The organism is Acinetobacter sp. CFCC 11171 (genome assembly GCF_003268405.1).
GTDB lineage: Bacteria > Pseudomonadota > Gammaproteobacteria > Pseudomonadales > Moraxellaceae > Acinetobacter > Acinetobacter amyesii.
The window spans coordinates 118,672-140,920 of the sequence record NZ_LQXP01000004.1 but is presented as its reverse complement, the minus strand read 5'-3'; the positions used below and the strand labels follow the sequence as shown (position 1 = coordinate 140,920).

General features: G+C 41.9%; 19 protein-coding genes and 1 pseudogene. 11 read left to right on the top strand and 9 right to left on the bottom strand.

What is annotated here, in order from left to right:
- The 3 genes from AVJ20_RS03835 to dxs form a co-directional block, all read right to left on the bottom strand.
- The coding region (locus AVJ20_RS03835) for a DEAD/DEAH box helicase (RefSeq protein ID WP_111884199.1) at positions 1 to 1,347 on the bottom strand (1,347 nt) is incomplete at its 3' end.
- 457 nt (positions 1,348 to 1,804) lie between these two features.
- Positions 1,805 to 2,635 carry an inositol monophosphatase family protein gene (locus AVJ20_RS03830; protein ID WP_078189303.1) on the bottom strand — a complete coding sequence of 277 codons (831 nt, stop codon included), beginning with the start codon at positions 2,633 to 2,635 and terminating at the stop codon, positions 1,805 to 1,807.
- A 108-nt stretch (positions 2,636 to 2,743) separates the two neighbouring features.
- A complete protein-coding gene (dxs, locus tag AVJ20_RS03825) occupies positions 2,744 to 4,654 on the bottom strand; it encodes a 1-deoxy-D-xylulose-5-phosphate synthase (RefSeq protein ID WP_111884198.1) in 1,911 nt (636 codons plus the stop codon).
- A 311-nt stretch (positions 4,655 to 4,965) separates the two neighbouring features.
- Here dxs and ribA point away from each other — a divergent pair.
- A pseudogene (gene ribA, locus AVJ20_RS03820) lies at positions 4,966 to 5,567 on the top strand (GTP cyclohydrolase II).
- A gap of 94 nt (positions 5,568 to 5,661) precedes the next feature.
- Here the strand turns inward: ribA and hemN are convergent.
- The gene (hemN, locus tag AVJ20_RS03815) at positions 5,662 to 7,035 is read right to left on the bottom strand and encodes an oxygen-independent coproporphyrinogen III oxidase (RefSeq protein WP_111884197.1); all 1,374 of its coding nucleotides are present in this window, start codon (positions 7,033 to 7,035) and stop codon (positions 5,662 to 5,664) included.
- 277 nt (positions 7,036 to 7,312) lie between these two features.
- On the opposite strand from hemN, the gene hemF reads away from it, so the two are divergent.
- From hemF to aroE, 3 genes are all read left to right on the top strand, one after another.
- Complete coding sequence (hemF, locus tag AVJ20_RS03810) at positions 7,313 to 8,254, top strand: oxygen-dependent coproporphyrinogen oxidase (protein WP_111884196.1); 942 nt, start codon at positions 7,313 to 7,315, stop codon at positions 8,252 to 8,254.
- 231 nt (positions 8,255 to 8,485) lie between these two features.
- Positions 8,486 to 8,707 (top strand): hypothetical protein, encoded by a 222-nt coding sequence (locus AVJ20_RS03805; protein ID WP_111884195.1) that lies wholly within the window; start codon positions 8,486 to 8,488, stop codon positions 8,705 to 8,707.
- Positions 8,708 to 8,809: 102 nt separating this feature from the next.
- Positions 8,810 to 9,598, top strand: a complete 789-nt coding sequence (gene aroE / locus AVJ20_RS03800; protein ID WP_111884194.1) for a shikimate dehydrogenase — start codon at positions 8,810 to 8,812, stop codon at positions 9,596 to 9,598.
- A gap of 84 nt (positions 9,599 to 9,682) precedes the next feature.
- Here aroE and AVJ20_RS03795 read toward each other — a convergent pair whose 3' ends face one another.
- Positions 9,683 to 12,193: a hypothetical protein gene (locus AVJ20_RS03795; RefSeq protein WP_111884193.1), complete on the bottom strand. Its 2,511-nt coding sequence runs from the start codon at positions 12,191 to 12,193 to the stop codon at positions 9,683 to 9,685.
- A gap of 230 nt (positions 12,194 to 12,423) precedes the next feature.
- On the opposite strand from AVJ20_RS03795, the gene AVJ20_RS03790 reads away from it, so the two are divergent.
- Complete coding sequence (locus tag AVJ20_RS03790) at positions 12,424 to 14,247, top strand: acyl-CoA dehydrogenase C-terminal domain-containing protein (RefSeq protein ID WP_111884192.1); 1,824 nt, start codon at positions 12,424 to 12,426, stop codon at positions 14,245 to 14,247.
- 353 nt (positions 14,248 to 14,600) lie between these two features.
- Positions 14,601 to 14,891: a hypothetical protein gene (locus AVJ20_RS03785; RefSeq protein ID WP_228157150.1), complete on the top strand. Its 291-nt coding sequence runs from the start codon at positions 14,601 to 14,603 to the stop codon at positions 14,889 to 14,891.
- Between the two features lie 41 nt (positions 14,892 to 14,932).
- Here AVJ20_RS03785 and AVJ20_RS03780 read toward each other — a convergent pair whose 3' ends face one another.
- A complete protein-coding gene (locus AVJ20_RS03780; protein WP_111884191.1) occupies positions 14,933 to 15,340 on the bottom strand; it encodes a hypothetical protein in 408 nt (135 codons plus the stop codon).
- Positions 15,341 to 15,473: 133 nt separating this feature from the next.
- Positions 15,474 to 16,628: a radical SAM family heme chaperone HemW gene (gene hemW, locus AVJ20_RS03775; RefSeq protein ID WP_111884190.1), complete on the bottom strand. Its 1,155-nt coding sequence runs from the start codon at positions 16,626 to 16,628 to the stop codon at positions 15,474 to 15,476.
- A 124-nt stretch (positions 16,629 to 16,752) separates the two neighbouring features.
- Here hemW and AVJ20_RS03770 point away from each other — a divergent pair, with 124 nt between their 5' ends.
- The 3 genes from AVJ20_RS03770 (at position 16,753) to AVJ20_RS03760 (ending at position 19,159) form a co-directional block, all read left to right on the top strand.
- On the top strand, positions 16,753 to 17,211 hold the full coding sequence (locus AVJ20_RS03770) for a DMT family transporter (protein WP_111884189.1): 459 nt from the start codon (positions 16,753 to 16,755) through the stop codon (positions 17,209 to 17,211).
- Positions 17,212 to 17,252: 41 nt separating this feature from the next.
- Positions 17,253 to 18,611, top strand: coding sequence for an MATE family efflux transporter (locus AVJ20_RS03765; RefSeq protein ID WP_111884188.1), 1,359 nt, complete (start codon positions 17,253 to 17,255; stop codon positions 18,609 to 18,611).
- A 122-nt stretch (positions 18,612 to 18,733) separates the two neighbouring features.
- Complete coding sequence (locus AVJ20_RS03760; protein ID WP_162689723.1) at positions 18,734 to 19,159, top strand: hypothetical protein; 426 nt, start codon at positions 18,734 to 18,736, stop codon at positions 19,157 to 19,159.
- A 361-nt stretch (positions 19,160 to 19,520) separates the two neighbouring features.
- On the opposite strand, the gene AVJ20_RS03755 is transcribed toward AVJ20_RS03760, so the two are convergent.
- Entirely contained in the window at positions 19,521 to 19,733 is a 213-nt protein-coding gene (locus AVJ20_RS03755; protein ID WP_078189319.1) for a DUF1737 domain-containing protein, read from the bottom strand.
- Between the two features lie 201 nt (positions 19,734 to 19,934).
- Between AVJ20_RS03755 and AVJ20_RS03750 the strand changes: the two genes are divergently transcribed.
- On the top strand, positions 19,935 to 21,233 hold the full coding sequence (locus AVJ20_RS03750) for an ABC1 kinase family protein (protein WP_111884186.1): 1,299 nt from the start codon (positions 19,935 to 19,937) through the stop codon (positions 21,231 to 21,233).
- A 104-nt stretch (positions 21,234 to 21,337) separates the two neighbouring features.
- The gene (locus AVJ20_RS03745) at positions 21,338 to 21,592 is read left to right on the top strand and encodes a type B 50S ribosomal protein L31 (RefSeq protein WP_078189321.1); all 255 of its coding nucleotides are present in this window, start codon (positions 21,338 to 21,340) and stop codon (positions 21,590 to 21,592) included.
- A 121-nt stretch (positions 21,593 to 21,713) separates the two neighbouring features.
- On the opposite strand, the gene crcB is transcribed toward AVJ20_RS03745, so the two are convergent.
- The gene (gene crcB, locus AVJ20_RS03740) at positions 21,714 to 22,097 is read right to left on the bottom strand and encodes a fluoride efflux transporter CrcB (protein WP_111884185.1); all 384 of its coding nucleotides are present in this window, start codon (positions 22,095 to 22,097) and stop codon (positions 21,714 to 21,716) included.
- Between the last annotated feature and the right edge of the window lie 152 nt (positions 22,098 to 22,249).

Below are 22,249 nucleotides of genomic sequence, written 5' to 3'. Positions count from 1 at the left end.
GTATTCGCGACGTGGACGATCTTCGCCACCGAATGAACGACGTTCGCCATCACGGTTGCCTTCACGACGTTTGAAGTTTGACTCACCTTCAAAACGACGACCGCCACCGAAACCACCACGACCACCGCGACCGCCATCACGACGACCACGACCGCCATCACGGCTACCACGTGCAGGAGGTGGAGATGGCTCAAGACCTTCAATTTCAGATACATTTAAACGTGCATCTAAGAAGTCTTCTAAAGCACGAATTTTACCGCGTTCACGGTAAGTCGCTAAAGTAATCGCGTTACCAGTACGGCCCGCACGACCTGTACGACCGATACGGTGTACATAGTCTTCATTCTTCATTGGAAGACCGAAGTTAATTACGTGAGAAATAGTTGGTACGTCTAGACCACGTGCAGCAACGTCAGTCGCAACTAAGATTTTTGCACGACCTTCACGAATGCTACGTAAACGACGGTTACGTACAGTTTGTGGCATTGCACCGTGAAGAGCGACAACTGAGTGACCTGCTTCTGCAAGTTCTTCAGCCAACATATCTGTATCTTCTTGAGTAGATGCGAATACAACTGCTTGATCTACAGACTCATCAGATAACCAGTGAGTCAAAAGTTTTTTCTTGTGTTCGAAACCGTCAGTCCAATGAAGAGTCTGAGTAATGTCAGTATTTGTAGAGTGACCAGTTTCAATCGCAATACGCTGTGGATCATTCATCATGCGTTCTGCAAGTGTAATGATACGCGGCGCAAATGTTGCAGAGAACATTAATGTTTGTTTACGGTTAGCAGCCAAGTCGCTGATCGCTTCTAGGTCTTCAGAGAAACCTAAGTCAAGCATACGGTCAGCTTCGTCAACGATTAACGCATCAACGTTGTCTAGTTTAATTTGACGACGGTTAACCAAGTCAAGTAAACGACCTGGAGTCGCTACGACAACTTGTGCACCTTTAAGCTGTTGAATTTGTTTACCGAAAGGCATACCACCCATAATTGCAGCAATACGAACACCTTTCATATGACGTACTAAAGCAATTGCGTCTTGGCTAACCTGTTGAGCCAATTCACGTGTAGGGCAAAGTACAAGAATAGACGGTGCAGTTACCGCTTTCATACGCTCTTTGAAAGACATCAAAGTGTCTTGACCAGCCAAAGCATTCACAGTTGGGAGTAAGAATGCAGCAGTTTTACCAGAACCAGTTTGGCTTGATACAAGAAGGTCTTTACCTTCTAATGCAGCTGGAATTGATTGTTCTTGCACTGGAGTCGGAGTAGTAAAACCTAGACCTTGTAATGCTAGTTGTAACGACTCATGTAAAGGAAAATCAGCAAAAGTTTTGCTCATAGAGTATTTCACCCCAAAAATGGGTGCTCCATTAAAAATATAAATTCAGATGGACATCGGCAAAAAGCGGCACAGCAAAAAACGCTGAAAATATAGAATCAGCGGCGATCCGAGAACGACGATGTGTATAACGCACACATGATTACAGCCGCAACCTGAAGGAATCGCTTAGCGATTGGGTGGGGCGCGAAATATCGTCCTCTCTTTGGACCGGAACGCGCATACACAATGATAGAAGAGAATGTTCAGGTAATGAACGAAATTTAGTGCGTGCGGGGATTATAGCAGAAAGTTTTTAAATGTCACCTGTTTTAGTCAACTTCAGAATATTTTTTGTAAGAAGCTTTAAATTATAGGTGTTTAAGCCTTTATTTTTGACCGATTAGACAAAAATAAAGCCCTCACAAAGAGGGCTTTATTTCATTATTCTGTCAATAAACTCGAACTAAGTGTTCTATTATTTAGCAGCTTCACCCCAAGCTGGAACAACAGCTTGCATAAGTGGTTTAAGCATTTTCATAGAACATGCAAGTACTTGACCATTGTCCATTGAGTCGTTACCACCACGAGCATCAACCACAGTACCACCCGCTTCTTTCACAATAAGTTCACCTGCAGCGATGTCCCATGGTTTCAAACCAAGTTCGAAATAACCATCGAAACGACCTGCAGCAACATATGCTAGATCAAGAGCAGCAGAACCTGAACGACGGTATTGAGCACCGGCTTCAGTCACATTTAACAATGAGTTGAAATGGTTTTTCGCATAAGAAACCACTTCGCCATTACGAATTTTACGATACGCATGACCCACTGAAAGGAAAGTGTTTTCTAAGCTGTCTTTTACATTTACACGAATACGGCGTTGGTTCATCATCGCACCGCGACCACGGCTTGCAGAGAACAACTCATCTTTCACAGGGTCATAAATAACACCGTGCTGAGTTACACCTTTATGTTGAACTGCGATAGAGATGCAGAAATGTGGAACACCATTAACGAAGTTTAATGTGCCATCAAGTGGGTCGATGATCCAACACCAATCAGCATCGTGACCTTTGCCTTCTTGAAGACCAAACTCTTCGCCTAGGAAACTGTGATTTTTATAGCTTTTACGTAGGGTATCGATAGTCAATTGTTCCAAATAACGGTCTACACGCGTTACTGGACCATCAATTCCTTTTTCTTCGACTTGTAGATCGAGTTTATGACGATTTTGATGCGCTTTTAAAAGCTCTTGACCAACTAATTGAGCCGCACGCGCAGCCATAACCACCATAGGTTCCATTGAACACCCACTACAAATTTGAAGATACTGATAAAGAATAATGCATAAAAGTATATCTTATCAAATATAAGGGCTTTTAGGGAAAAAATGTTTCTAAAAATTAGAAATTCAGCAAACTACAGTTGACTTATGCTTTATCCAGCTTTGTGTCACAGAAGTGATAATGCCTTCAGCATCTAGTCCAGCTTGTTGTAGCATTTGAGCATGTGTCGCCTGATGCATAAATTCATCTGACAAACCTAAATTTAGCATCGGTTTAACAATACTAGCCTGCGCTAAATATTCATTTACCGCACTACCCGCACCCGCCATCACTGCATGCTCTTCAACTGTCACAAATAGTTGCGTGCTTGCCGCGATTTGATCGATCAACTGTGTATCTAATGGTTTTACAAAACGCATATTTAGCACACGAACTGCAACATCCAGTTTTTCAGCCAATACTTTAGCCGCCTCAACCGCTGCCTGAACACGGCTACCAAATGCTAAAATCGAAATTGTTGCATCTTGCTGATCATTAAAGCTTATAAGAATTTCACCACGGCCAATTTCAAGCTCGGTCATCTCTTGCTGAATCTCGACACCTAGTCCATTACCTCGTGGGTAACGTACTGCCGCTGGGCCTTTATACAAATAAGCCGTATGTAACATTTGACGACATTCATTTTCGTCTTTCGGCGCCATGACCACCATGTTCGGCACGGTACGTATAAAGGCATAATCATAAGCACCGGCATGCGTTGGGCCATCTTCACCAACCAAACCTGCACGGTCGATACCAAATGTCACATCGAGATTTTGCAAAGCGACGTCATGAATCAGTTGATCATAACCACGTTGTAAGAAGGTTGAATAGATTGCAACAACCGGTTTTACCCCTTCACAGGCCATACCCGCAGCCAAAGTCACCGCATGTTGTTCTGCAATAGCAACATCAAAAAAACGCTCAGGGAACTGCTTTGCAAATTGCACCATGCCTGAGCCTTCACACATCGCAGGAGTAATCGCTAATAAACGATCATCCTGTGCAGCTTCATCACATAACCACTGACCAAAAACATCTGAATATTTCGGTGCAGTTGCCACAGCAGCAGGTGCATTCAGTTTACTGATGGCATGGTATTTAATTTGATCTGCTTCGGCAGGTGCAAAGCCTTTACCTTTTTTGGTATAGACATGCACTAAACGTGGGCCTTTGCGTTTTTTTAAGGCTTCAAACACATGTGTTAATTGTTCAACATCGTGCCCATCAAAAGGACCAAAGTAGTCAAAGCCAATGGCTTTAAATAGATTATCTGCAGCATCGGTCGCAGCACAATGTAGGCGTGAGTTATACGCCCATTCAGGATGAGGTTGAATATAGGCTTCGCCATTTTCAGAAATATTCACCGATTGACCACTTTCCCAAATCGCAGCCAAATGCTTAGCAAAACCACCAGTACTGCATGAGATCGACATATCGTTGTCGTTCAATACCACCATAAGGTCAGCATTGTGTGCCACCGCATCGTTCATTGCTTCAAAAGCCATACCCGCTGTCATCGCGCCATCACCCACGATTGCAACCACATGACAGGGATCTTGCTTGAAGCGACGTGCTAATGACATTCCAAGGCCAGCAGAAATCGCTGTTGATGAATGGCCTACGCCAAAGGTGTCAAATTCAGATTCTTCACGGGCAGGAAACGCAGCCAAACCATCTTTGGCACGAATCGTCACTAATTGTTCACGACGACCCGTTAAGGCTTTATGCGGGTAGGCTTGATGACCCACATCCCAAATCAGACGATCACGTGGTGTATCAAAACAGTAATGCAATGCCACGGTTAATTCGATCACCCCAAGATTGGCACCAAAATGCCCACCACTTTGTCCGGCCGCATACAAAATAAATTGACGTAACTCATCCGCCACTTGCTCTAATTGGCTGCGCTCGAGTAAACGAAGTTGTTGAGGATGGTTAATCGTATCCAGCAACGGTGTTACAGGGCGTTGAAATGGTATTTCTTTATACAGCATAATGTGGCAAAGCCTTCTAAAGCCTGGCAAATTCCTAAGCTCGGTCTAAATGGGTAACTCGATCATATCGTCGAATTGTATCACCTTACAATCAGCCAAACTTGTAGCGATGTAATTTTTAGCAATGATCTCGTTGGGGAGATTTTGAATGAGTCAGATTATCCTGAATAATCTTCCTATTTATCAACTATTATCGTTCGCTTTATACAAAAAAGAAAATGTTCTGCATAAATTCGTCGTTGCAATTCTACCAATGTCCAAGCATTACGCTATACTTTAGCCAATTTATAATCGAATAAACGGGTTAAGCAGTGCCTATAGAATTTGTCGCAACGTCAAGATTACCGACCGCTTTTGGTGAATTCAATATTACGGTTTTCAGGATCCTGAAACCGGTGAAGAACACGTCGCACTCTCTAAAGGACTAGAACAAGCTCCCACTGAACCTGTTTTAGTTCGTATCCACTCCGAATGCCTCACCGGTGATGCCTTCGCTTCACTCAAATGTGACTGCGGCCCACAGCTTCAAGCGACCCAAAAATTAATTAATGAAGCAGGTCAAGGGGTGATTTTATATTTACGCCAAGAAGGTCGTGGTATTGGCTTGACCAATAAAATTCGTGCTTACGCCCTACAAGACCAAGGCCATGACACAGTGGATGCCAATTTATTATTGGATCTTCCTGCCGATGCACGTCGTTATGATATGTGCCCTATCATGTTGAATCATCTCAACATTACAGCTGTGCGTCTCATTACTAATAACCCATTAAAAATTGAAGCGCTCCAAGAGCAAGGCGTGAATGTCGTTGATCGTGTTCCGCTGACTGTGGGTTTAAATCCCTTTAACGAACAATATTTAAAAACCAAACATGATCGTATGTCGCATATGTATCAAAAGGACGATTTTTAAAAGTCCTTTAAATTCTCCATCTATAAATCCCTCCAAACCTCCCTTTACAAAAGGGAAGCTTTCCCCTCTTTAAATAAAGAGGGGTTAGGGGAGATCAAATCGTCATCGAAAAAATACGATTTTCAGGAACACGACGTTTTAATCGTAAATCAAAAGCCATGCAGATATTACGGACAAAAGGCTTGCCTGCATCACTCACCTGAATGTGCTGATCAAAAATCTCGAGCAAGCCATCTTCTTGCATTTCAGCCAATTGCGCTAATACTTCATCAAGCTCAGGAAATTGCATTTCTGGACCTGCCCACGAAGTATGGAATGTACACATCAAATTCAGAATATGTTTACGGATAATCAAGTCTTCTTCAGTCAGCACATGACCTCGATAAACAGGAATTTGGTTTTGCTCTAAACGTGCATAATAGTCTTCAATTTTCTTTTCATTTTGTGCAAAGCTGTACCAACTATCACTGATCGAAGATAAGCCGAGACCAATCATCAGTTGGGTTTTCGATGCGGTATAGCCCATAAAATTACGGTGCAAACTGCCCTGCTGAAAAGCTTGATACATCGGATCTTGGGTTAATGCAAAATGATCCATCCCAATTTCATGATAGCCCTGCGCCAGTAGCTGTTTTTTACCTTCTTCATAGCATTGACGCTTTAAATCATCTTTCGGGACATCGGCATCTTTAAAACCACGCTGACCATTGCCCTTAATCCATGGTACATGTGCATAGCTATAAAAGGCTAGACGATCTGGCATCAAACGATTGGTCTGTTCAATGGTATGCAACACGTCGTTTAAATCCTGAAATGGCAAACCAAAAACCAAGTCATGCGAAATAGAGGTATAGCCAATATCACGTGCCCACTGTGTCACTTGTTCAACATGTGCAAAGGGCTGAATACGGTGGATGGCTTTTTGCACCTTCTCATTATAATCCTGCACTCCATAACTTACGCGTCGAAAACCAACATCATACAAAGCTTGTAAATGCTCACGTGTGGTATTGTTCGGATGCCCTTCAAAGCTAAATTCATGTGTATCGGCAATATCAGCATGCACTAGAATGCCTTGAATCAACTGGGTGAGATGCTCAGGAGAAAAGAAAGTAGGCGTTCCACCGCCCAAATGAATTTCTTTAATTATTGGCCGATCAACCAAGAGTTGACAATATAAGTCCCATTCTTTCAGCACCGCCTGAATATAAGGCAGCTCCATCTCATGTTTTTTTGTGACTTTTTTATGGCAACCACAAAACGTACATAAGCTTTCACAAAATGGTAGATGGATGTACAGACTGATGCCTTCGCTGTGATTGGTCTCATCAAATGAACGCTTCAATCCCTGTTTCCACTGTTGCAATGAAAACTCAGCTTCCTCCCAATACGGCACGGTTGGATAACTGGTATAGCGTGGACCTGGTACATTGTATTTTTGAATTAAAGAATTCGCCTGCTGAGACATCGATGCACCATTTCAATCAATGAGATTCAATTTAAATCTACCTGATGATTATTGTGCTGAGCTTCAGAAGTGAATTCAACCTAGCAAATTTGTCGGAATAAGCCCAATTTGAGTCTGAGCAATTGCTGCTAACTTTGCATGATCTTTTGGTTTAATCACTAGATTTCCAGATTTAAAGTAAAGAGCCGATGCTGAGTATCGGGAAAAATGCCTTAAGTTTTCACGTAATTTATGCTTTGATGACACTTATCTTTAAATTATTTTAATAAAGGTCACCATGCAGAATCCAACTTCAGCCGATATTCAACGTGTAGATGAATTCCTTCGCGATTTACAGGCACGGATTTGTGCCGCATTGGAACAGCAAGAACGTGCTGGTGGCGGAAGTGCCGAATTTGCGATCGATGACTGGGAACGCCCTGAAGGTGGTGGTGGTCGCTCACGTGTTCTTCAAAATGGAACGGTGATTGAAAAAGGCGGTGTGATGTTCTCGCACATCAATATTTCAAAATTACCCGCCTCTGCGACTGAACGCCATCCCGCTATTGCAGGTGCAAAAGCACAAGCCATGGGCGTGTCGTTGGTAATTCACCCGAAAAACCCCAACGTCCCAACCTCACATGCCAATGTGCGTTTATTTGTCGCCGAAAAAGAAGGCCAAGATCCGATTTGGTGGTTTGGCGGTGGTTTTGACCTCACTCCATTTTATCCAAATGATGAAGATGTCTTGTCTTGGCATCAAACTGCCCATGATCTTTGTGCCCCATTTAGCGATACACTCTATGATGAACATAAGAAATGGTGTGATGACTATTTTTATCTCAAACACCGTGATGAACAACGTGGTGTGGGTGGTTTATTCTTTGATGATCTCAACCAATGGGACTTTGAAACCTGTTTCAAATATATGCAGGCCGTGGGTAATGGTTATTTAGAGGCAATTTTACCGATCTTCCAAAGAAACCAAGACAAAGCCTATACCGAAGCACAACGAGACTTCCAACTTTACCGTCGTGGTCGTTACGTTGAATATAACCTAGTGTATGACCGTGGCACCTTATTTGGTTTACAAACTGGTGGGCGTATTGAATCCATTTTAGTAAGTATGCCACCTTTGGCGGGCTGGTCGTATCGTCCTGAATGGGAAGAAAATTCTGCCGAGAAAAAGCTCACCGACTTTTATTTAAAACCGCATGATTGGCTTAATATATTGAAATAAAATAGATAGACATGTATTTGCCTCTGTCCATCAGGGGCTTTTCATTGCCTTTTAATTAAAGTATTTATATTTCTAGGTAATATCTTGATGCATAAATAAATTTTTTAAGCATTTACTTTGTAATCATATTGCTCAACAATGACACATCTTTTAAACAGCTTTACGCTATGTCATTGCACAATGTGTCAATAAACTCATGGCTGTAACTTTCTTGTACGGAGTACAACGCACATGACACATCAAACACTCAATAAAAAAGCAATCAGTCTTACTGCCTTGGTGTTTTGGAGCTTTGCTGTTGTGCTGATCAGCGCTATCAGTACTAATATTTTTTCCGAAACGTCTTTGAATGACAATTTGGCTATTGGCTTCATGGTGGTTGCCTTGATTGGTTTAGTCATCAGTGCTGCCAGCATCTTGATTCAAAGCGTCTTAGATATTTGTAATCCTTAATTTTCCTCCTTTATTTCACGATTTTAAGACTGCCCGAACTTTAGCCATCTTCGGTTTTGGCGTATATTGTCTGCTCTTTCACATCTACATGGACGCTGTGCAATGAGCAAACAATTTGCCGTGATTGGCAACCCGATTGAACAATCACGCTCACCTGAACTTCATCATGCCTTCGCTGAAAAAACAGGCCTCGACATTCAGTACAGCAAACGACTTGCGCCACTCGATGGTTTTCAGCACAGTGTCGAATCCTTCTTTGCCGAAGGTGGCATCGGTATGAACGTCACTGTTCCATTTAAAGAACAAGCCTATGCACAATGTGCCGTCCTTACTGAACGTGCCAAAATTGCAGGTGCGGTCAATACATTATGGATGCAAGATGGCACACTCCATGGTGATAATACCGATGGACAAGGCCTAGTCGATGCCATCCGTGCCTTAGATTGGAATTTAGAACAGACCGATATTTTAATTATTGGTGCAGGTGGTGCGACACGTGGCGTGATTTACCCACTGGTACAAGCCGGGGCCAAAAAAATCGTCATTGCCAACCGTACTTTAGCGCGTGCTGAGCAATTGGTCGCTGATTTAAAAAATGCCGTCCCCAATGCCGAACTTGCAGCCATTGCCCTCACCGACTTAGCTGGTCAATTTGATCTGGTGATTAATGCCACATCGGCAAGCTTAACGGGTGATCCGCTAATTTTGCCTGAAGCATTACAATTCACGCACGCCTATGAAATGGCCTATGGCAAGCCGTCGACATTTTTGGATCAAGCCAAAGCACGCCATGTTCCAACCTCAGAAGGTTTTGGCATGTTGGTTGGTCAAGCGATTGAATCTTTTTCCATTTGGAATGGCGTCAAACCTGATCTAAAAGACTTTCTATAATTCAAAATGATTTGCTCAATTTACTTTCAGAGCAGTCAATACACCTAAAAAAAGAACCTCGATTGAGGTTCTTTTTTATTCAACTTAGTTCTTGTGTTTTTGAATGGCCTTATAGGTTTCATAATAAGCCGATTGGCTGAACAACTCTTTGTGTTCTGCTGCTAGGCCTTGCAATGACGCTTCTGATAATTTTCCTTTGATATCATCAGCAAAGGCTTGCGCGTAGATTTTTGATGCTTTCACCAAATGCGCTTTTTCAGTTCCTTCCAGTTCATAGCTAGCTAAAAAGTTTTGTTGATATAAATGTGCAAAAATCGCCTGATCAGTTTTATAGGTTTTTTGCAACTGCTTCCATTCAACCTGAGCTTTGTACTCGCCAATTCCTGACTGTACATAATGGTTGACCGAAGAACCTAAGTCATCAAAGTCTTGATAGCGATGCAAAGCATGCTTATCACGTAATTGATTTAAACGTTTCAGCGCATTGCCTGTTGGCTCTTTTAAGCCATCAACAAATCGATATGCATAAACTTCAGCAATTTCATTCAAATCATTGGCTGAGTAATAACGCACATACTGAGCGCGATAGTTAGCAAATGCCACGACAAATGCCGCTTGATAGGCTTTCACTTCAGATTGATGGCGCTTATAACTTTGCAAAGCCACAGTACTTAGATATTCAGGAAGTTCGATTTCTTCATTTGCAGCACGGACATCATCAACCGATGCAGTTTCTGCTTCAACAAGCAGAGGATCATTTCCCGTGATTGGCGCAAGCAGGCCTTTCAACATATTTTCAAAGAGTGAATCTTTACTGACTTCCTCAATGGATTTTGCCTGTTTCATGGCTTGACGATCAATTGGAGTCGCATTGCCATAATTCAAAATTTGGTTGCTACTTTTCAGCTTTAATTGACCTAAACGTGGCTCATTAAAGGCCAATTGATAGTCCATTACTTGGACGCGGCCTTTGTGATCTAAGCCTACATCCATCACAACATTCGAAGATGATTTATCCTGTGCATTCAGCACCTGCGCAATTTCAGCTTGATGCTTTTGCCATAATTGCTGAAATTGTTTTACATCGATAAGTTGTTCACTTTGATATTGCTGGAATACCGGCTTTAACTGCTCAACAGCGTCCGCAATCTCAGAATCTGTATTGGATGCGTCCGCAGCAGAGGCCGATGGTACAGCATCTTCTTGCAGCGGTATCACCCGAACATCTTGATAATCCTGACACAGCGTGACTTTACCAATCGGCACCTGTTTGGTGTTCATCAAGGCCTGACAGGCTTCCTCAGATAAGTTCGCTGTTTCGTCATCTTCTTCGGAAGCCGCATAAGCTTCGGTTACTTCAGTATCCGAACTATAGGCTTCTTCGTCATCACCCGCGGTCGCCTCCGCATATGCACTTGCAGTATCAATCGCGTATTCAGCAGATTCAGCGGCAGAAGACGTTTGTTCTTCTTCCGTTTCATGTTGGTGATACATCAGGCCATGCATTTTCGCATTGAGCAGCTCATTCACACGTTCTACAGATGCATAAGCCTCATCAAAGTCTTCATCCTCAACTGCTGCCGCTACTGCAGTCCCTCCCGCCGCTTCAGCCGCAGCCATCGCCTCTTCGGAAGCACTGTGATGCACAGCAGCGTCCACAGATTCATCTTGCTCGGCGTCACTATTACGCTGACCTTTGATTTGCGTGGTGTAATAGTTGGCATTCACAAAATCGAAAAGTTCAAGCTGGGTGTATAGCGCATCAAGATCACCCACATAACGGATTTTTTTAGTCAGCCCTGCATTTTTTTCATCACGTGTTAAAGCAATATTTTGCACTTGATTCGGTTCTGCCAAGACATAGGGCAAAGCATTCATTTGTTTTAAATAGTCAGCAAATTTTTTCAAATCGTACTGAGCAATCGTATCTTTATGTTTTGAAAAATCCACATAAGCCAAGCTGCTTTGGCTTTCACGATTTACCATAAACGGCATGAACGCAAAATAGTTGGTATAAAATTTATGTTGATTAAAATCAATGATCATCGGCAACTGTGCATTCACCTGCAAAGTCGGTTTTTGATAACTCAGTTGTAAGGTTAAGGCAGCAAGTTTTTCTCTAAAATGTACTGAACCGCTATAGCTAAACTGTAAATCATTCAACACATTCAGTAGTGATTGTGCAATTTTGGATTGCGGAGAAACGCCATCATCTTCATCGCTATAGCGCGCTGATGGTGGGATCGATTCATTGGCAATCGCTTGATAGAGCTGTTTCTTTTCTTTTTGGCTAAATGGAATATTTTGGGTTTTAATCAACTGATCCAGTTGTTTTTTAAGTTTAGGATCCAGCTCTGGCTGTGTGCTTATCGCAGGTTTTGACTTGGTTTCAGGCTTTTTTTCATCGAACTGAATATCTGTCTGAATTGAAAATTGCCCTTTCATGTCATAACTGGCATTTTCAAACATTGCGTTTAAGCCTTGAGTGGCTTGTTGCCCGAGAGACTGCTCTGTTGAATTGGTTTTTATGACATGTTGAGCACACCCAGTAATACTCAAACCCAGTAAACAAAGTGTTATATATTTTAATCGCATAATTGTACGAAAGACCTAAGTTCTTTATGATTTATTAAAAGAAAAAAATGATCAAAAGATCAACATCAAGTCTATCAGAAGTTTACTTTTCACATGTTGGTTAAATATTACAATTCGCCTTTCTGACATTTTTTAAGGGCGTATTCATCAATGTTTTTTAGATGAAATTATGAATAATCAAATCATCAATACAGATAATCCAAAAAAATTTAGATATTAGGATTAAGACTATGCCTGCATATAAAGCGCCTTTACACGATATTCGTTTCTTAATGAATGAAGTGCTCGATTACCCAGCACACTACAAAACTTTGTCTAATGGTGAAGCTGCTGATGCAGATACTGTCGACATGATTTTAGAAGGTGCAGCGGATTTTTGTGAAAACATCCTTTCACCTTTAAACCAAACGGGTGATGAAGAAGGCTGTCATTTTGAAAATGGTGATGTGAAAACACCAAAAGGGTTTAAAGAAGCCTATGACCAATTTGTACAGGGTGGCTGGCAAGGTCTATCCTTCCCTGAAGAATTTGGCGGTCAAAACTTGCCACAGTCGTTGAATCTCATCAAATCTGAAATGATGGGTACAGCAAACTGGTCATTCCAAATGTATCCGGGTCTCAGCGTAGGTTGTATCAATACCATTCTACAATTTGGTTCAGAAGAACAGAAAAACGAATATTTACCGAACCTTGTTGCTGGAACTTGGTCAGGCACCATGTGCTTAACTGAACCTCAATGCGGTACCGACTTAGGTCAGGTAAAAACCAAAGCGGAACCTCAAGCTGACGGTAGCTATGCAATTTCTGGTACAAAAATCTTCATCTCTGCGGGTGAGCATGATTTAACAGATAACATCGTGCATATCGTACTTGCACGTCTTCCAGATGCTCCTGCAGGTACTAAAGGGATTTCATTGTTCATCGTTCCAAAATTCCTTGTGAAAGCAGACGGTTCAGTGGGCGAACGCAATCCTGTAACGTGTGGTTCGATTGAACACAAAATGGGGATCCGTGCTTCAGCAACAGCCGTACTGAACTTTGACAATGCCATTGGTTACTTGATCGGTGAAAAACACAAAGGCCTACATGCAATGTTCACCTTCATGAACACTGCACGTATTGGTACAGCAATTCAAGGTATTGCACATGCTGAATTGGCATTCCAAGGCGCACTTCCATACGCGAAAGAACGTATGTCTATGCGCGCACTTTCAGGTAAAAAAGATCCTGAAAAAGTAGCCGATGCGATTATTCACCATGCAGACGTACGTCGTATGCTTTTAACTCAAAAAGCGATCGCTGAAGGCGGCCGTTCAATGATTTACTATGCAGCTCAAATTGCGGACAAAATGACTGATGCTTTAACCCGCGGTGATACAGCAGCGTTTGAAGCACATGATGACCACTTAGGCTTCTACACCCCGATTCTCAAAGGTTTCTTAACCGAAATGGGTTATGAAGCTGCAAACCATGGTATGCAAGTATACGGAGGTCATGGTTATATTAAAGAATGGGGCATGGAACAAATTGTTCGTGACTCACGTATCTCTACTCTCTACGAAGGCACAACCGGTGTTCAAGCACTAGACTTGATTGGTCGTAAAGTTCTGTTGACCTCTAAAGGTAAAGTGATTCGTGACTACACAGCAGAAATCTTGAAGTTCTGTGGTCAACATGCACGTAACAAATACATGCGTCGTTTTGCGTGGGACTTAACGAAGCTTTGCGCACAGTGGAATGCATTAACTGTTCGTATCATGCTTGCTGCACGTAAAGACCGTGACATCGTATCTTCTGCATCTGTAGATTTCTTGATGTTCTCTGGCTACGTGATGATGGCTTACTTCTGGGCACAACAAGCCGCTGTAGCTTCTGAAAAATTAGCAGAAGGCAATGGTGCAGAAGTTCCTGAGTTCTATAAAGCAAAAATCAAAGTGGCTGACTTCTACTTTGAACGTCTATTACCACGCTCACAAGGTCACGCTGAAGCAATGGTTAACCCATCGAAGACCATGACTTCTTTGGCTCCTGAACACTTTAGCTTTGACTATTAAGCTTTAAACCGAGTTAAATGACTCTATAAAAAGACCGCTTCGGCGGTCTTTTTTGTCTTCTCTTTTAATTTTGATCTATAGGAATTACGAGTAGTATTCTTAATTTCTTCATGAGGTAATAACAATGTATAAAGATGAACTTTATATGGAGAAATATTGTTGTATTTTACAACAAAAATAGAACACCTTATCGCTAAAACATAATTTTATTTAATAAATATTAAATACTTAAAGTAAATTTAACTTCATAATTTTAGCTTTACATTTGTATCTCATACAACTTCATATCTTCTCCATAGCCTCCCCCTATGATGACTTCATTGATTCATAGAGAGCGTAACCATGAAAAATTGATGTCTTCATTAATGATTGGTCTGATTGCAACAACTGCGACAATGTCTGCAATGGCAGCGCCTGCATTCGATCATAAAAATCCGCCACCTGCTGCACACTTCGATAAAAAACCTGTACCGCCTAAAGCAACACATCACAAACCTGCTGGGCCGCAAATGGTGAAAAAAGAGCATCAACACGCTCATGCAAAATTTGCCAAACAAAATCATAAGACAGTAGCTTTTAAAGGCAATCAACACAAACCTGTTTCGCAGCATAAATTACCGCCAATGCCACCGAAACATCGTTAAGCTAAATTAAAAAAGACCGCTCATGCGGTCTTTTTTAATATTTACTTTGCTTTATCAGCAATAAATTCTTTAATCTCTATGGGTTTATCTTTTACCAACTCAACTGTCCCTTCATTCACACCATTAAAGTTCTTAAAGTGAATTGAAACACCTTGGTCGTTGGCAAGTCGTACACCACTTCCTGAAACTCCTCGTTTCAATTCATACACACGATCAGAATTATCAGTCAATTGTGCGGTTTCAAAATTATCTTTGGTTTTTAACTCAAGGCTTAGATCTTGTGGCCCTGTAAAGTGAATCACTTGCTCATCTTGAGCTACTGCAACATCGTTTGTTTGTGCAGTTGTGGCCGTTGCCTCTGTTGCAACATTTTGTTCTGATGGCGCTTTTTTATCGGTGCAACCCACCAAAGCTATAGTTAATAACGTCGCAGTTAAAATATATTTCATTTTCTGAAGTTCCTTTATGCCATGTAAATTCAATTATCAACTGAATAATTTCATACACATTCTGCAAATTACATTCGAAATATGAAAAATTACTTGTGGCTCAAATTTTAAAACAAGTTTGACATAGCTTTCATTACAGGAATTCTTCCAATACGGAATTTAAAAAGATATGCCCCTGCTCGGTACAAGACAAACGTGTTGGATCATTGACCATCAATTTACGTTTTTGCAAGGAAACCAATAACTCGGCAATCGGCTCTAAACTTTCCCCTGTACGCTCGCTATATAGCTTGGCTTCCACCCCATGATTTAACCGAAGCGCATTCATCATAAATTCAAAAGGCATGTCGGCTGCTTCGATGCGCTTAAACTGAAGATGTTCAGCAGGTACTTTGGCTAAATAGTCTTTCGGCAATCGGGTTTTTTGGAAACGATACACCCCGTCTGGCATGGTCACTTTGCCATGTGCGCCTGCGCCAATCGCCAAATAATCGCCAAACTGCCAATAATTTAAATTATGTGCCGACGGCTTTTCTTTACGCCATGCCGATACTTCATAATTGATAAAGCCTTGCGCTGTTAAATAGGCTTCGCCCTGTTCTTGAATATCTTCAAGCACATCATCGACAGGTAAAATTGGTTTTGTGCGGAAAAAAACTGTATTGGGTTCAATGGTCAATTGATACCACGACACATGGGTTGCCCCATTTTCCACAGCCAATTTCAAATCCAAAAGCGCTTGCTCAATGGTTTGTTCAGGCAGGCCATGCATCAAGTCGACATTTACTCGTTCAAAACCCACCTCTTTTGCATGCTGAATGGCAGAAATCGCATCATCATTCGAATGAATCCGCCCCAGCTTTTTCAGCTGGTCGGTATTAAAACTTTGCACACCGATAGATAGACGATTAATCCCTGCATCTAAATAACCGGCAAAAGGATCGTGCTCAACCGTGCCCGGATTGGCTTCTAAGGTAATTTCACAGCCCGCTTCAAATGGCACTAACGCTTTGAGTTGAGCAAATAACCATTGATAGCCTTTGGATGAAATGAGCGATGGTGTACCCCCACCAATAAATACACTATGAATCAAGCGACCCTGAGCAAAATCGACTTGCGTTTTAAAGTCTTCAACCAACGCCTGTAAATATTCTTGTTCTAGGTCTAAAGACAATTCACCATTCGGCACCGCATGCGAATTAAAGTCACAGTATGGACATTTGCGCACACACCACGGCATATGAATGTATAAAGATAACGGAACAACTGCAGGATTTAATTCAGCCAAGGAAAATGCTCAAAAGGAACAAAAGAAGTAAGCGCATTTTAACATGACTGCATCAGAGCGCTTATGAAAACTCATCCACAATACAGTAGACTAATAAATTTAAGAAGAATTAGATGATTAGAAGATGAAAATAAGCAGCCATTTATTGTACTTACTGCCGCTCGCGATGGGTGTTGGTATCGCTATGACCATTCAAACAGCGATCAACAGCCAATTGCGTGAATATTTATATTCACCGCTGCAAGCTGCCCTTTTTTCTTTTTTGGTTGGTACAATAGTCCTCGCCTTTATGGTGTTTTTTCAATCGGCCGAAAAACCGGACTTTGCAAGTTTTGCTCAAATCCCTTGGTATTTATGGTTGGGGGGATTTTTGGGTGTTTATGCCATCAGTATCAGTATTTATACCGCACCGAAACTGGGTTTTTTATCCCTCTCCGGTCTGATTATTTTTGGACAGATCTTAATGTCGATGGTATTTGACCATTTTGGCTTGCTCGGCACTGAAAAAACCCCGATTAACTGGCAACGCTTATTGGGTGGCGTGGTGATTTTTATTGGTGTGCTTCTCACTTTCCAACGCTAAGACCTCATTCCTAAGCACCTCACAAGAAATGAGTACATTCTGTGTCTACTGTCACGGCTGTAACAAGCAGCAAGTATGAATTAAAACAACTGTTTCATTTAATGATCCCGATATTGATTACGCAGTTTGCGCAAGCGGGATTTGGTCTAATTGATACCATCATGGCTGGACACATGTCCGCCAATGACCTTGCAGCTATTGCGGTCGGGGTCGGTTTGTGGATACCGGTCATGCTGCTGTTTAGCGGCATTATGATTGCCACCACCCCATTGGTGGCCGAAGCCAATGGTGCGCGCACGCCTGAAAAAATTGCCACCATTGCCCGTCAGTCCTTATGGGTCGCATTATTTTTAGGGATCATTGCTGCATTAGTCTTACAAGCTATGCCGCTGCTTTTACCGTTATTGGGTGTCCCTGAGGCATTACTTCCGAAGGCGAGCTTATTCTTACACGCCATTAGTTTAGGTATGCCTGCTGTCACCATGTACGCAGCTTTACGTGGTTACTCAGAAGCATTGGGGCATCCACGTCCAGTCACTGTGCTGAGTCTGCTGGCCTTATTGGTGTTAATTCCACTGAACTTTATTTTTATGTATGGTTTAGGCCCAGTCCCTGAATTAGGTTCTGCAGGATGTGGTTTTGCCACCGCGATTTTGCAATGGTTAATGTTCTTTGCTTTGGCGATGTACGTTTTCAAAGGATCGGCCTATCAAAAGACCCAACCTTTCGCTGCCTTTGAAAAAATGAACAGTGAATGGATCAAACGTATCTTAAAACTTGGCTTTCCCATTGGCTTAGCCATTTTCTTTGAAGTCAGTATTTTTAGTACAGCCGCTATTGTGTTGAGTCCCTTGGGCGAAGTCACCATTGCCGCGCATCAAGTCGCCATTTCGATTACCTCGCAATTGTTTATGATTCCCATGTCACTAGCGATTGCGCTGACTATTCGGGTCGGTACCTATTATGGGGAAAAGAACTGGCTAGCGATGCGAAAAGTCCAGAAAGTCGGTATGTTGACAGGGACGGTATTTGCCCTGATTACCATGCTACTGCTTTGGCTTTTACGTAATGAAATTGTGTCACTCTATACCAATGACTATGATGTGACTCAGCTTGCCGTGTATTTGGTCTTGTTCGCGATTGCCTATCAGTTGATGGACGCATGGCAAGTCAGTGCCGCAGGGTGTTTACGCGGCATGCAAGACACTAAAGGGCCGATGTGGATCACCATGATCGCGTATTGGATCATTGCCTTCCCTGTAGGAATCTATCTTGCACGCTTCACCACGACTGGTGCTGCAGGCGTTTGGATTGGCCTAATTGTGGGTCTGACTGTCGCCTGTATACTGCTACTTACACGTTTATTTATGATGAATAAACGTTTAGCACATGCGGGATAAGCCCTAAAAAATCATCTAAAAAGTTACTTAAAATACGGCTACGCTATGCAGAAGATTAATGCAAATTAACACCCTGCATAGCAATGCCATAAATAAAAAGCACGAAGAAGAGGAAAATAAACATGTCCCATGTATTTCGCTCGATCAGTCTCTGTCTGAGCTTAGGCTTTTCCATGTCACTACAAGCTGAACAAACGATCAACCGACATGAATTTCCTTTATATCACGCACCCATCAAAGTCCAATCACAACCCGAATTTGATTACATCAATCAAGCACTTTGGACAGCCTTTCGCTTTTATCATGAACAACAAGCGGACTCATATACCGCACGTTTAAAATTAAGTTGTCAGCAGACTGGTATGGCATACACCTATCAGGACTTCATCAAGGCCAATCAAAAGTTTGTCTCTGCGGATGATCAGGATTTTATCGTGACGCAAAACCTCATCACCTTGAATGAAAATTTACACCATAATCAATGCGGCAAATATCTCAGTCCACATTTAGAACTGGAAAAAACTGAAGCAACTGATGTTACGGAGTAACATCAGTTGCTTCAGTTTGATTCAAAAAAAGAACGATACACGAAAATGTCATCTGCAATTGTTTGAGACAGGACTAGTTCTAATCAAAAGTGTTTTTGCGATACTTTAAATAATTAGACGCTAGCGAACGAGTTTTGTCGGTGAGGTGATTGCACCGCCAGATGGTTTCCTTGCGAAGCACGCTTCTCATTTTGCCGAATGAGAAACAACGTTTCGTAAGAGTACCTCCAGCTGAAGGCTAATCCCTTTATTCAATCCCTAGATGAAAGACTCCGTCGAATAAAATTAAAAATCTTTTTTTAAATGCGTAAATACTTTTACAGGCATAACATCAGTAAAGCAACTAAAGCAGCAAAGCCAACTAATTAAGCGCCTCAATGGCATTTTTTAAACCTTGTGGCACTTGGCTGTCATCCTCTACGTCTTTCACGATCGCCTGCCCGACGATCACATCTGTCCCATTAAAACTCATGGTTGGTGAGCCATACAATTCATAGCCTTCATTTAAAGCTTTGGTCACACGGGCACAGAAATTGACATCATCTTTACCGGTTAAATAGCGATACACTTTCATCGTTCAGTTCTCTTCTAGCGACGCGATATTTTAAACCATTCAGCGCGTGGCTTAAATTTGCCTGAATTATTTTCAGTATTTACATTTTTGCCCATCATTTTATCAATGGAAATAAAGTCTTAACAATTTAAAGTAGGCAGTTTGTGTTTTGTCGCCTATGATCGGTATTAGATAATAAATGATGATCTTGAGGAACATCACATGGCAAAAACGGCTAGCACACCGGGTCGTCGCTTTATGAAACTTGCCAGTATGACGGCAAGCATTGCTACTAAAACCGTTTCCAATTCCATCCGCAATATCACTGCCGATGAAGAACAGAAAAATGCATCTCGCAGTAAACTTTTTCAGGACATCGGTCTGCAAATTGCAGACACTTTGGGTGAAATGAAAGGTGCGGTGATGAAAGTTGGACAAATTGCCTCGCAGTACAAAGACATTTTTCCACCTGAAGTCGCAAAAGCCATTAGTAAATTACAACGCCAAGCGCCAGCCATGCCCTTTGCTGAAATTAAGGCTCAAGTAGAACAAGAACTCGGCAAGCCCCTCGCGCAGATTTTTAAAAGTTTTGAAGAACAACCTTTTGCAGCTGCATCCATTGGGCAGGTGCATAAAGCCGTGTTACCTAATGGTCAGCAGGTGGTGGTGAAAGTGCAATATCCGGGTGTCGAAGAAGCCTGTGAAAGTGACTTAAAACAAGTTCGGCTTGCACTTCGTTTGATGGGCGTATTGAAAATTGATCGGAAGTTACAAGACAAGCTATTTCGTGAAATTCAGGACAGTTTAGACAACGAATTGAACTATGAAATTGAAGCGCAAAACTTAGATGTGGCCCGTGCTTTTCATAGTGCGCTGGATGACAAAATCATTATTCCACAGGTCTATAAAGATTATTCTTCACGTCATATTTTGACTCTAAGTCTAGAGCTTGGCGACAGTATAGAAACTGCCAGTACGTGGTCACAAGAAACCCGAAATGCCTTGGGAAGACGCTTATTCCGTGCCATAGGCCGTGAAATTTTCTTCCTTAAACGTTTCCACTGTGACCCACATCCGGGCAACTTCGCCTTTCGTGAAGATGGTTCAGTCATCGTATATGACTACGGCGGTGTGAAAACCCTATCTCCTGAAATCGTGTCGCACTTTAAGCAATTGATCAATGCTGCACGCAAGCACGATATTCCACTGATGGAACAGCAACTCGATGCCTTACATTCACTCAATGAACTCGGTAAATTCCCTGCGGAGTTGTATGAACAATGGCTGGAAGTGCTGATGCGTCCGCTGACCACACAATATGACTTTGCTGAAAACTCAGCGCACCATGACGGGGTAGAATTAATTAAGCCATCTCTTAAATATTGGGATGTGTTTAAACCGTCGCCAGACACCCTGATGGTGAACCGGACTGTTTCAGGACATTATTGGAATTTGATTCATTTGAAAGTGAATGACAATCTGAATGATCTCTTTGATGAATTAGTTCCACCTAGCGCTTAAGGGAACATGAAGCGCTAATTGCCTGATGAGTTTCGGGCAATATTTGCATTTTTGATTGTTATGTTATAACATTTCTTTAATCAATAAATTTAAGGAACAGAAGAATGCGTGCGAACATCCATCCCGAATACCGTGAAGTACTCTTTCATGACACCAATGCCAATGCCTTTTTTGTGATTGGCAGTACCTTAAGCACCAATCAAACCAAAGAGTTTGAAGGCAAAACTTATCCCTATGTGACACTCGATATTTCAAGTGCATCACATCCTTTTTATACAGGTGAACAACGTCAAGTGAATAACGAAGGACGTATTGCGAACTTTAATAAACGCTTTGCGCGTTTCAAACGCTCACAATAAGTTCAGTTTCGATTAAGTTTTTTCTTTTAAAATTAAAACATTAAAGAAGTTCAGGGTTCCCCTCCTCCAGCCTGAGCTTCTTTTTTTTATGTCTGAAATTTTGTGGTTTTCAAGCGTTGTTTTAAACATCTATTTTTAAAATCGACTGAAATAAGTAATATCCCAGCCCCAATACGATGACACCAATTACCACACTAGAAATGGCATAACTGAATGCCAGCCCACTTTGCCCTTGTCTGAGCAGTTGAAAGGTTTCTAAGCCGAAACTGGAAAAGGTGGTAAAGCCACCTAAGATCCCGACCATAAGCAATAAGCGTGCTTCATTTTGTAGAACGGGATATTTTTGGCTAAATGCAAAGAACACACCTGCACAAAAGCAACCTAAAATATTCACCCACCATGTTGCCCATGGAAAGAGCACGGTTGACTTAGCTAATAACAGTCCTGCTGCATAGCGAAGTGTTGCCCCAATTGCGCCGCCACATGCGACCAAAAGCCAGTTCATAGTTGTCCTACTTCAACATCATTGGTATCTACAATTTAGGCAACAGACTGCCTAAGGTCGCCCTTCAATATACACGCATTTAATTTACGCAAATAGTGTTAAATGTTTGGGCCAAAGCTTGCTATAGTCTGCAACACTTTGCGGTATTTTTT

Excerpts from the sequence above, each read along its gene's own strand:
- AVJ20_RS03830 (WP_078189303.1), bottom strand. The coding sequence starts at position 2,635 with ATGGAACCTATGGTGGTTATGGCTGCGCGTGCGGCTCAATTAGTTGGT.
- dxs (WP_111884198.1), bottom strand. The coding sequence starts at position 4,654 with ATGCTGTATAAAGAAATACCATTTCAACGCCCTGTAACACCGTTGCTG.
- hemN (WP_111884197.1), bottom strand. The coding sequence starts at position 7,035 with ATGTCTCAGCAGGCGAATTCTTTAATTCAAAAATACAATGTACCAGGT.
- hemF (WP_111884196.1), top strand. The coding sequence starts at position 7,313 with ATGCAGAATCCAACTTCAGCCGATATTCAACGTGTAGATGAATTCCTT.
- AVJ20_RS03805 (WP_111884195.1), top strand. The coding sequence starts at position 8,486 with ATGACACATCAAACACTCAATAAAAAAGCAATCAGTCTTACTGCCTTG.
- aroE (WP_111884194.1), top strand. The coding sequence starts at position 8,810 with ATGAGCAAACAATTTGCCGTGATTGGCAACCCGATTGAACAATCACGC.
- AVJ20_RS03795 (WP_111884193.1), bottom strand. The coding sequence starts at position 12,193 with ATGCGATTAAAATATATAACACTTTGTTTACTGGGTTTGAGTATTACT.
- AVJ20_RS03790 (WP_111884192.1), top strand. The coding sequence starts at position 12,424 with ATGCCTGCATATAAAGCGCCTTTACACGATATTCGTTTCTTAATGAAT.
- AVJ20_RS03785 (WP_228157150.1), top strand. The coding sequence starts at position 14,601 with ATGTCTTCATTAATGATTGGTCTGATTGCAACAACTGCGACAATGTCT.
- AVJ20_RS03780 (WP_111884191.1), bottom strand. The coding sequence starts at position 15,340 with ATGAAATATATTTTAACTGCGACGTTATTAACTATAGCTTTGGTGGGT.
- AVJ20_RS03770 (WP_111884189.1), top strand. The coding sequence starts at position 16,753 with ATGAAAATAAGCAGCCATTTATTGTACTTACTGCCGCTCGCGATGGGT.
- AVJ20_RS03760 (WP_162689723.1), top strand. The coding sequence starts at position 18,734 with ATGTCCCATGTATTTCGCTCGATCAGTCTCTGTCTGAGCTTAGGCTTT.
- AVJ20_RS03755 (WP_078189319.1), bottom strand. The coding sequence starts at position 19,733 with ATGAAAGTGTATCGCTATTTAACCGGTAAAGATGATGTCAATTTCTGT.
- AVJ20_RS03750 (WP_111884186.1), top strand. The coding sequence starts at position 19,935 with ATGGCAAAAACGGCTAGCACACCGGGTCGTCGCTTTATGAAACTTGCC.
- AVJ20_RS03745 (WP_078189321.1), top strand. The coding sequence starts at position 21,338 with ATGCGTGCGAACATCCATCCCGAATACCGTGAAGTACTCTTTCATGAC.
- crcB (WP_111884185.1), bottom strand. The coding sequence starts at position 22,097 with ATGAACTGGCTTTTGGTCGCATGTGGCGGCGCAATTGGGGCAACACTT.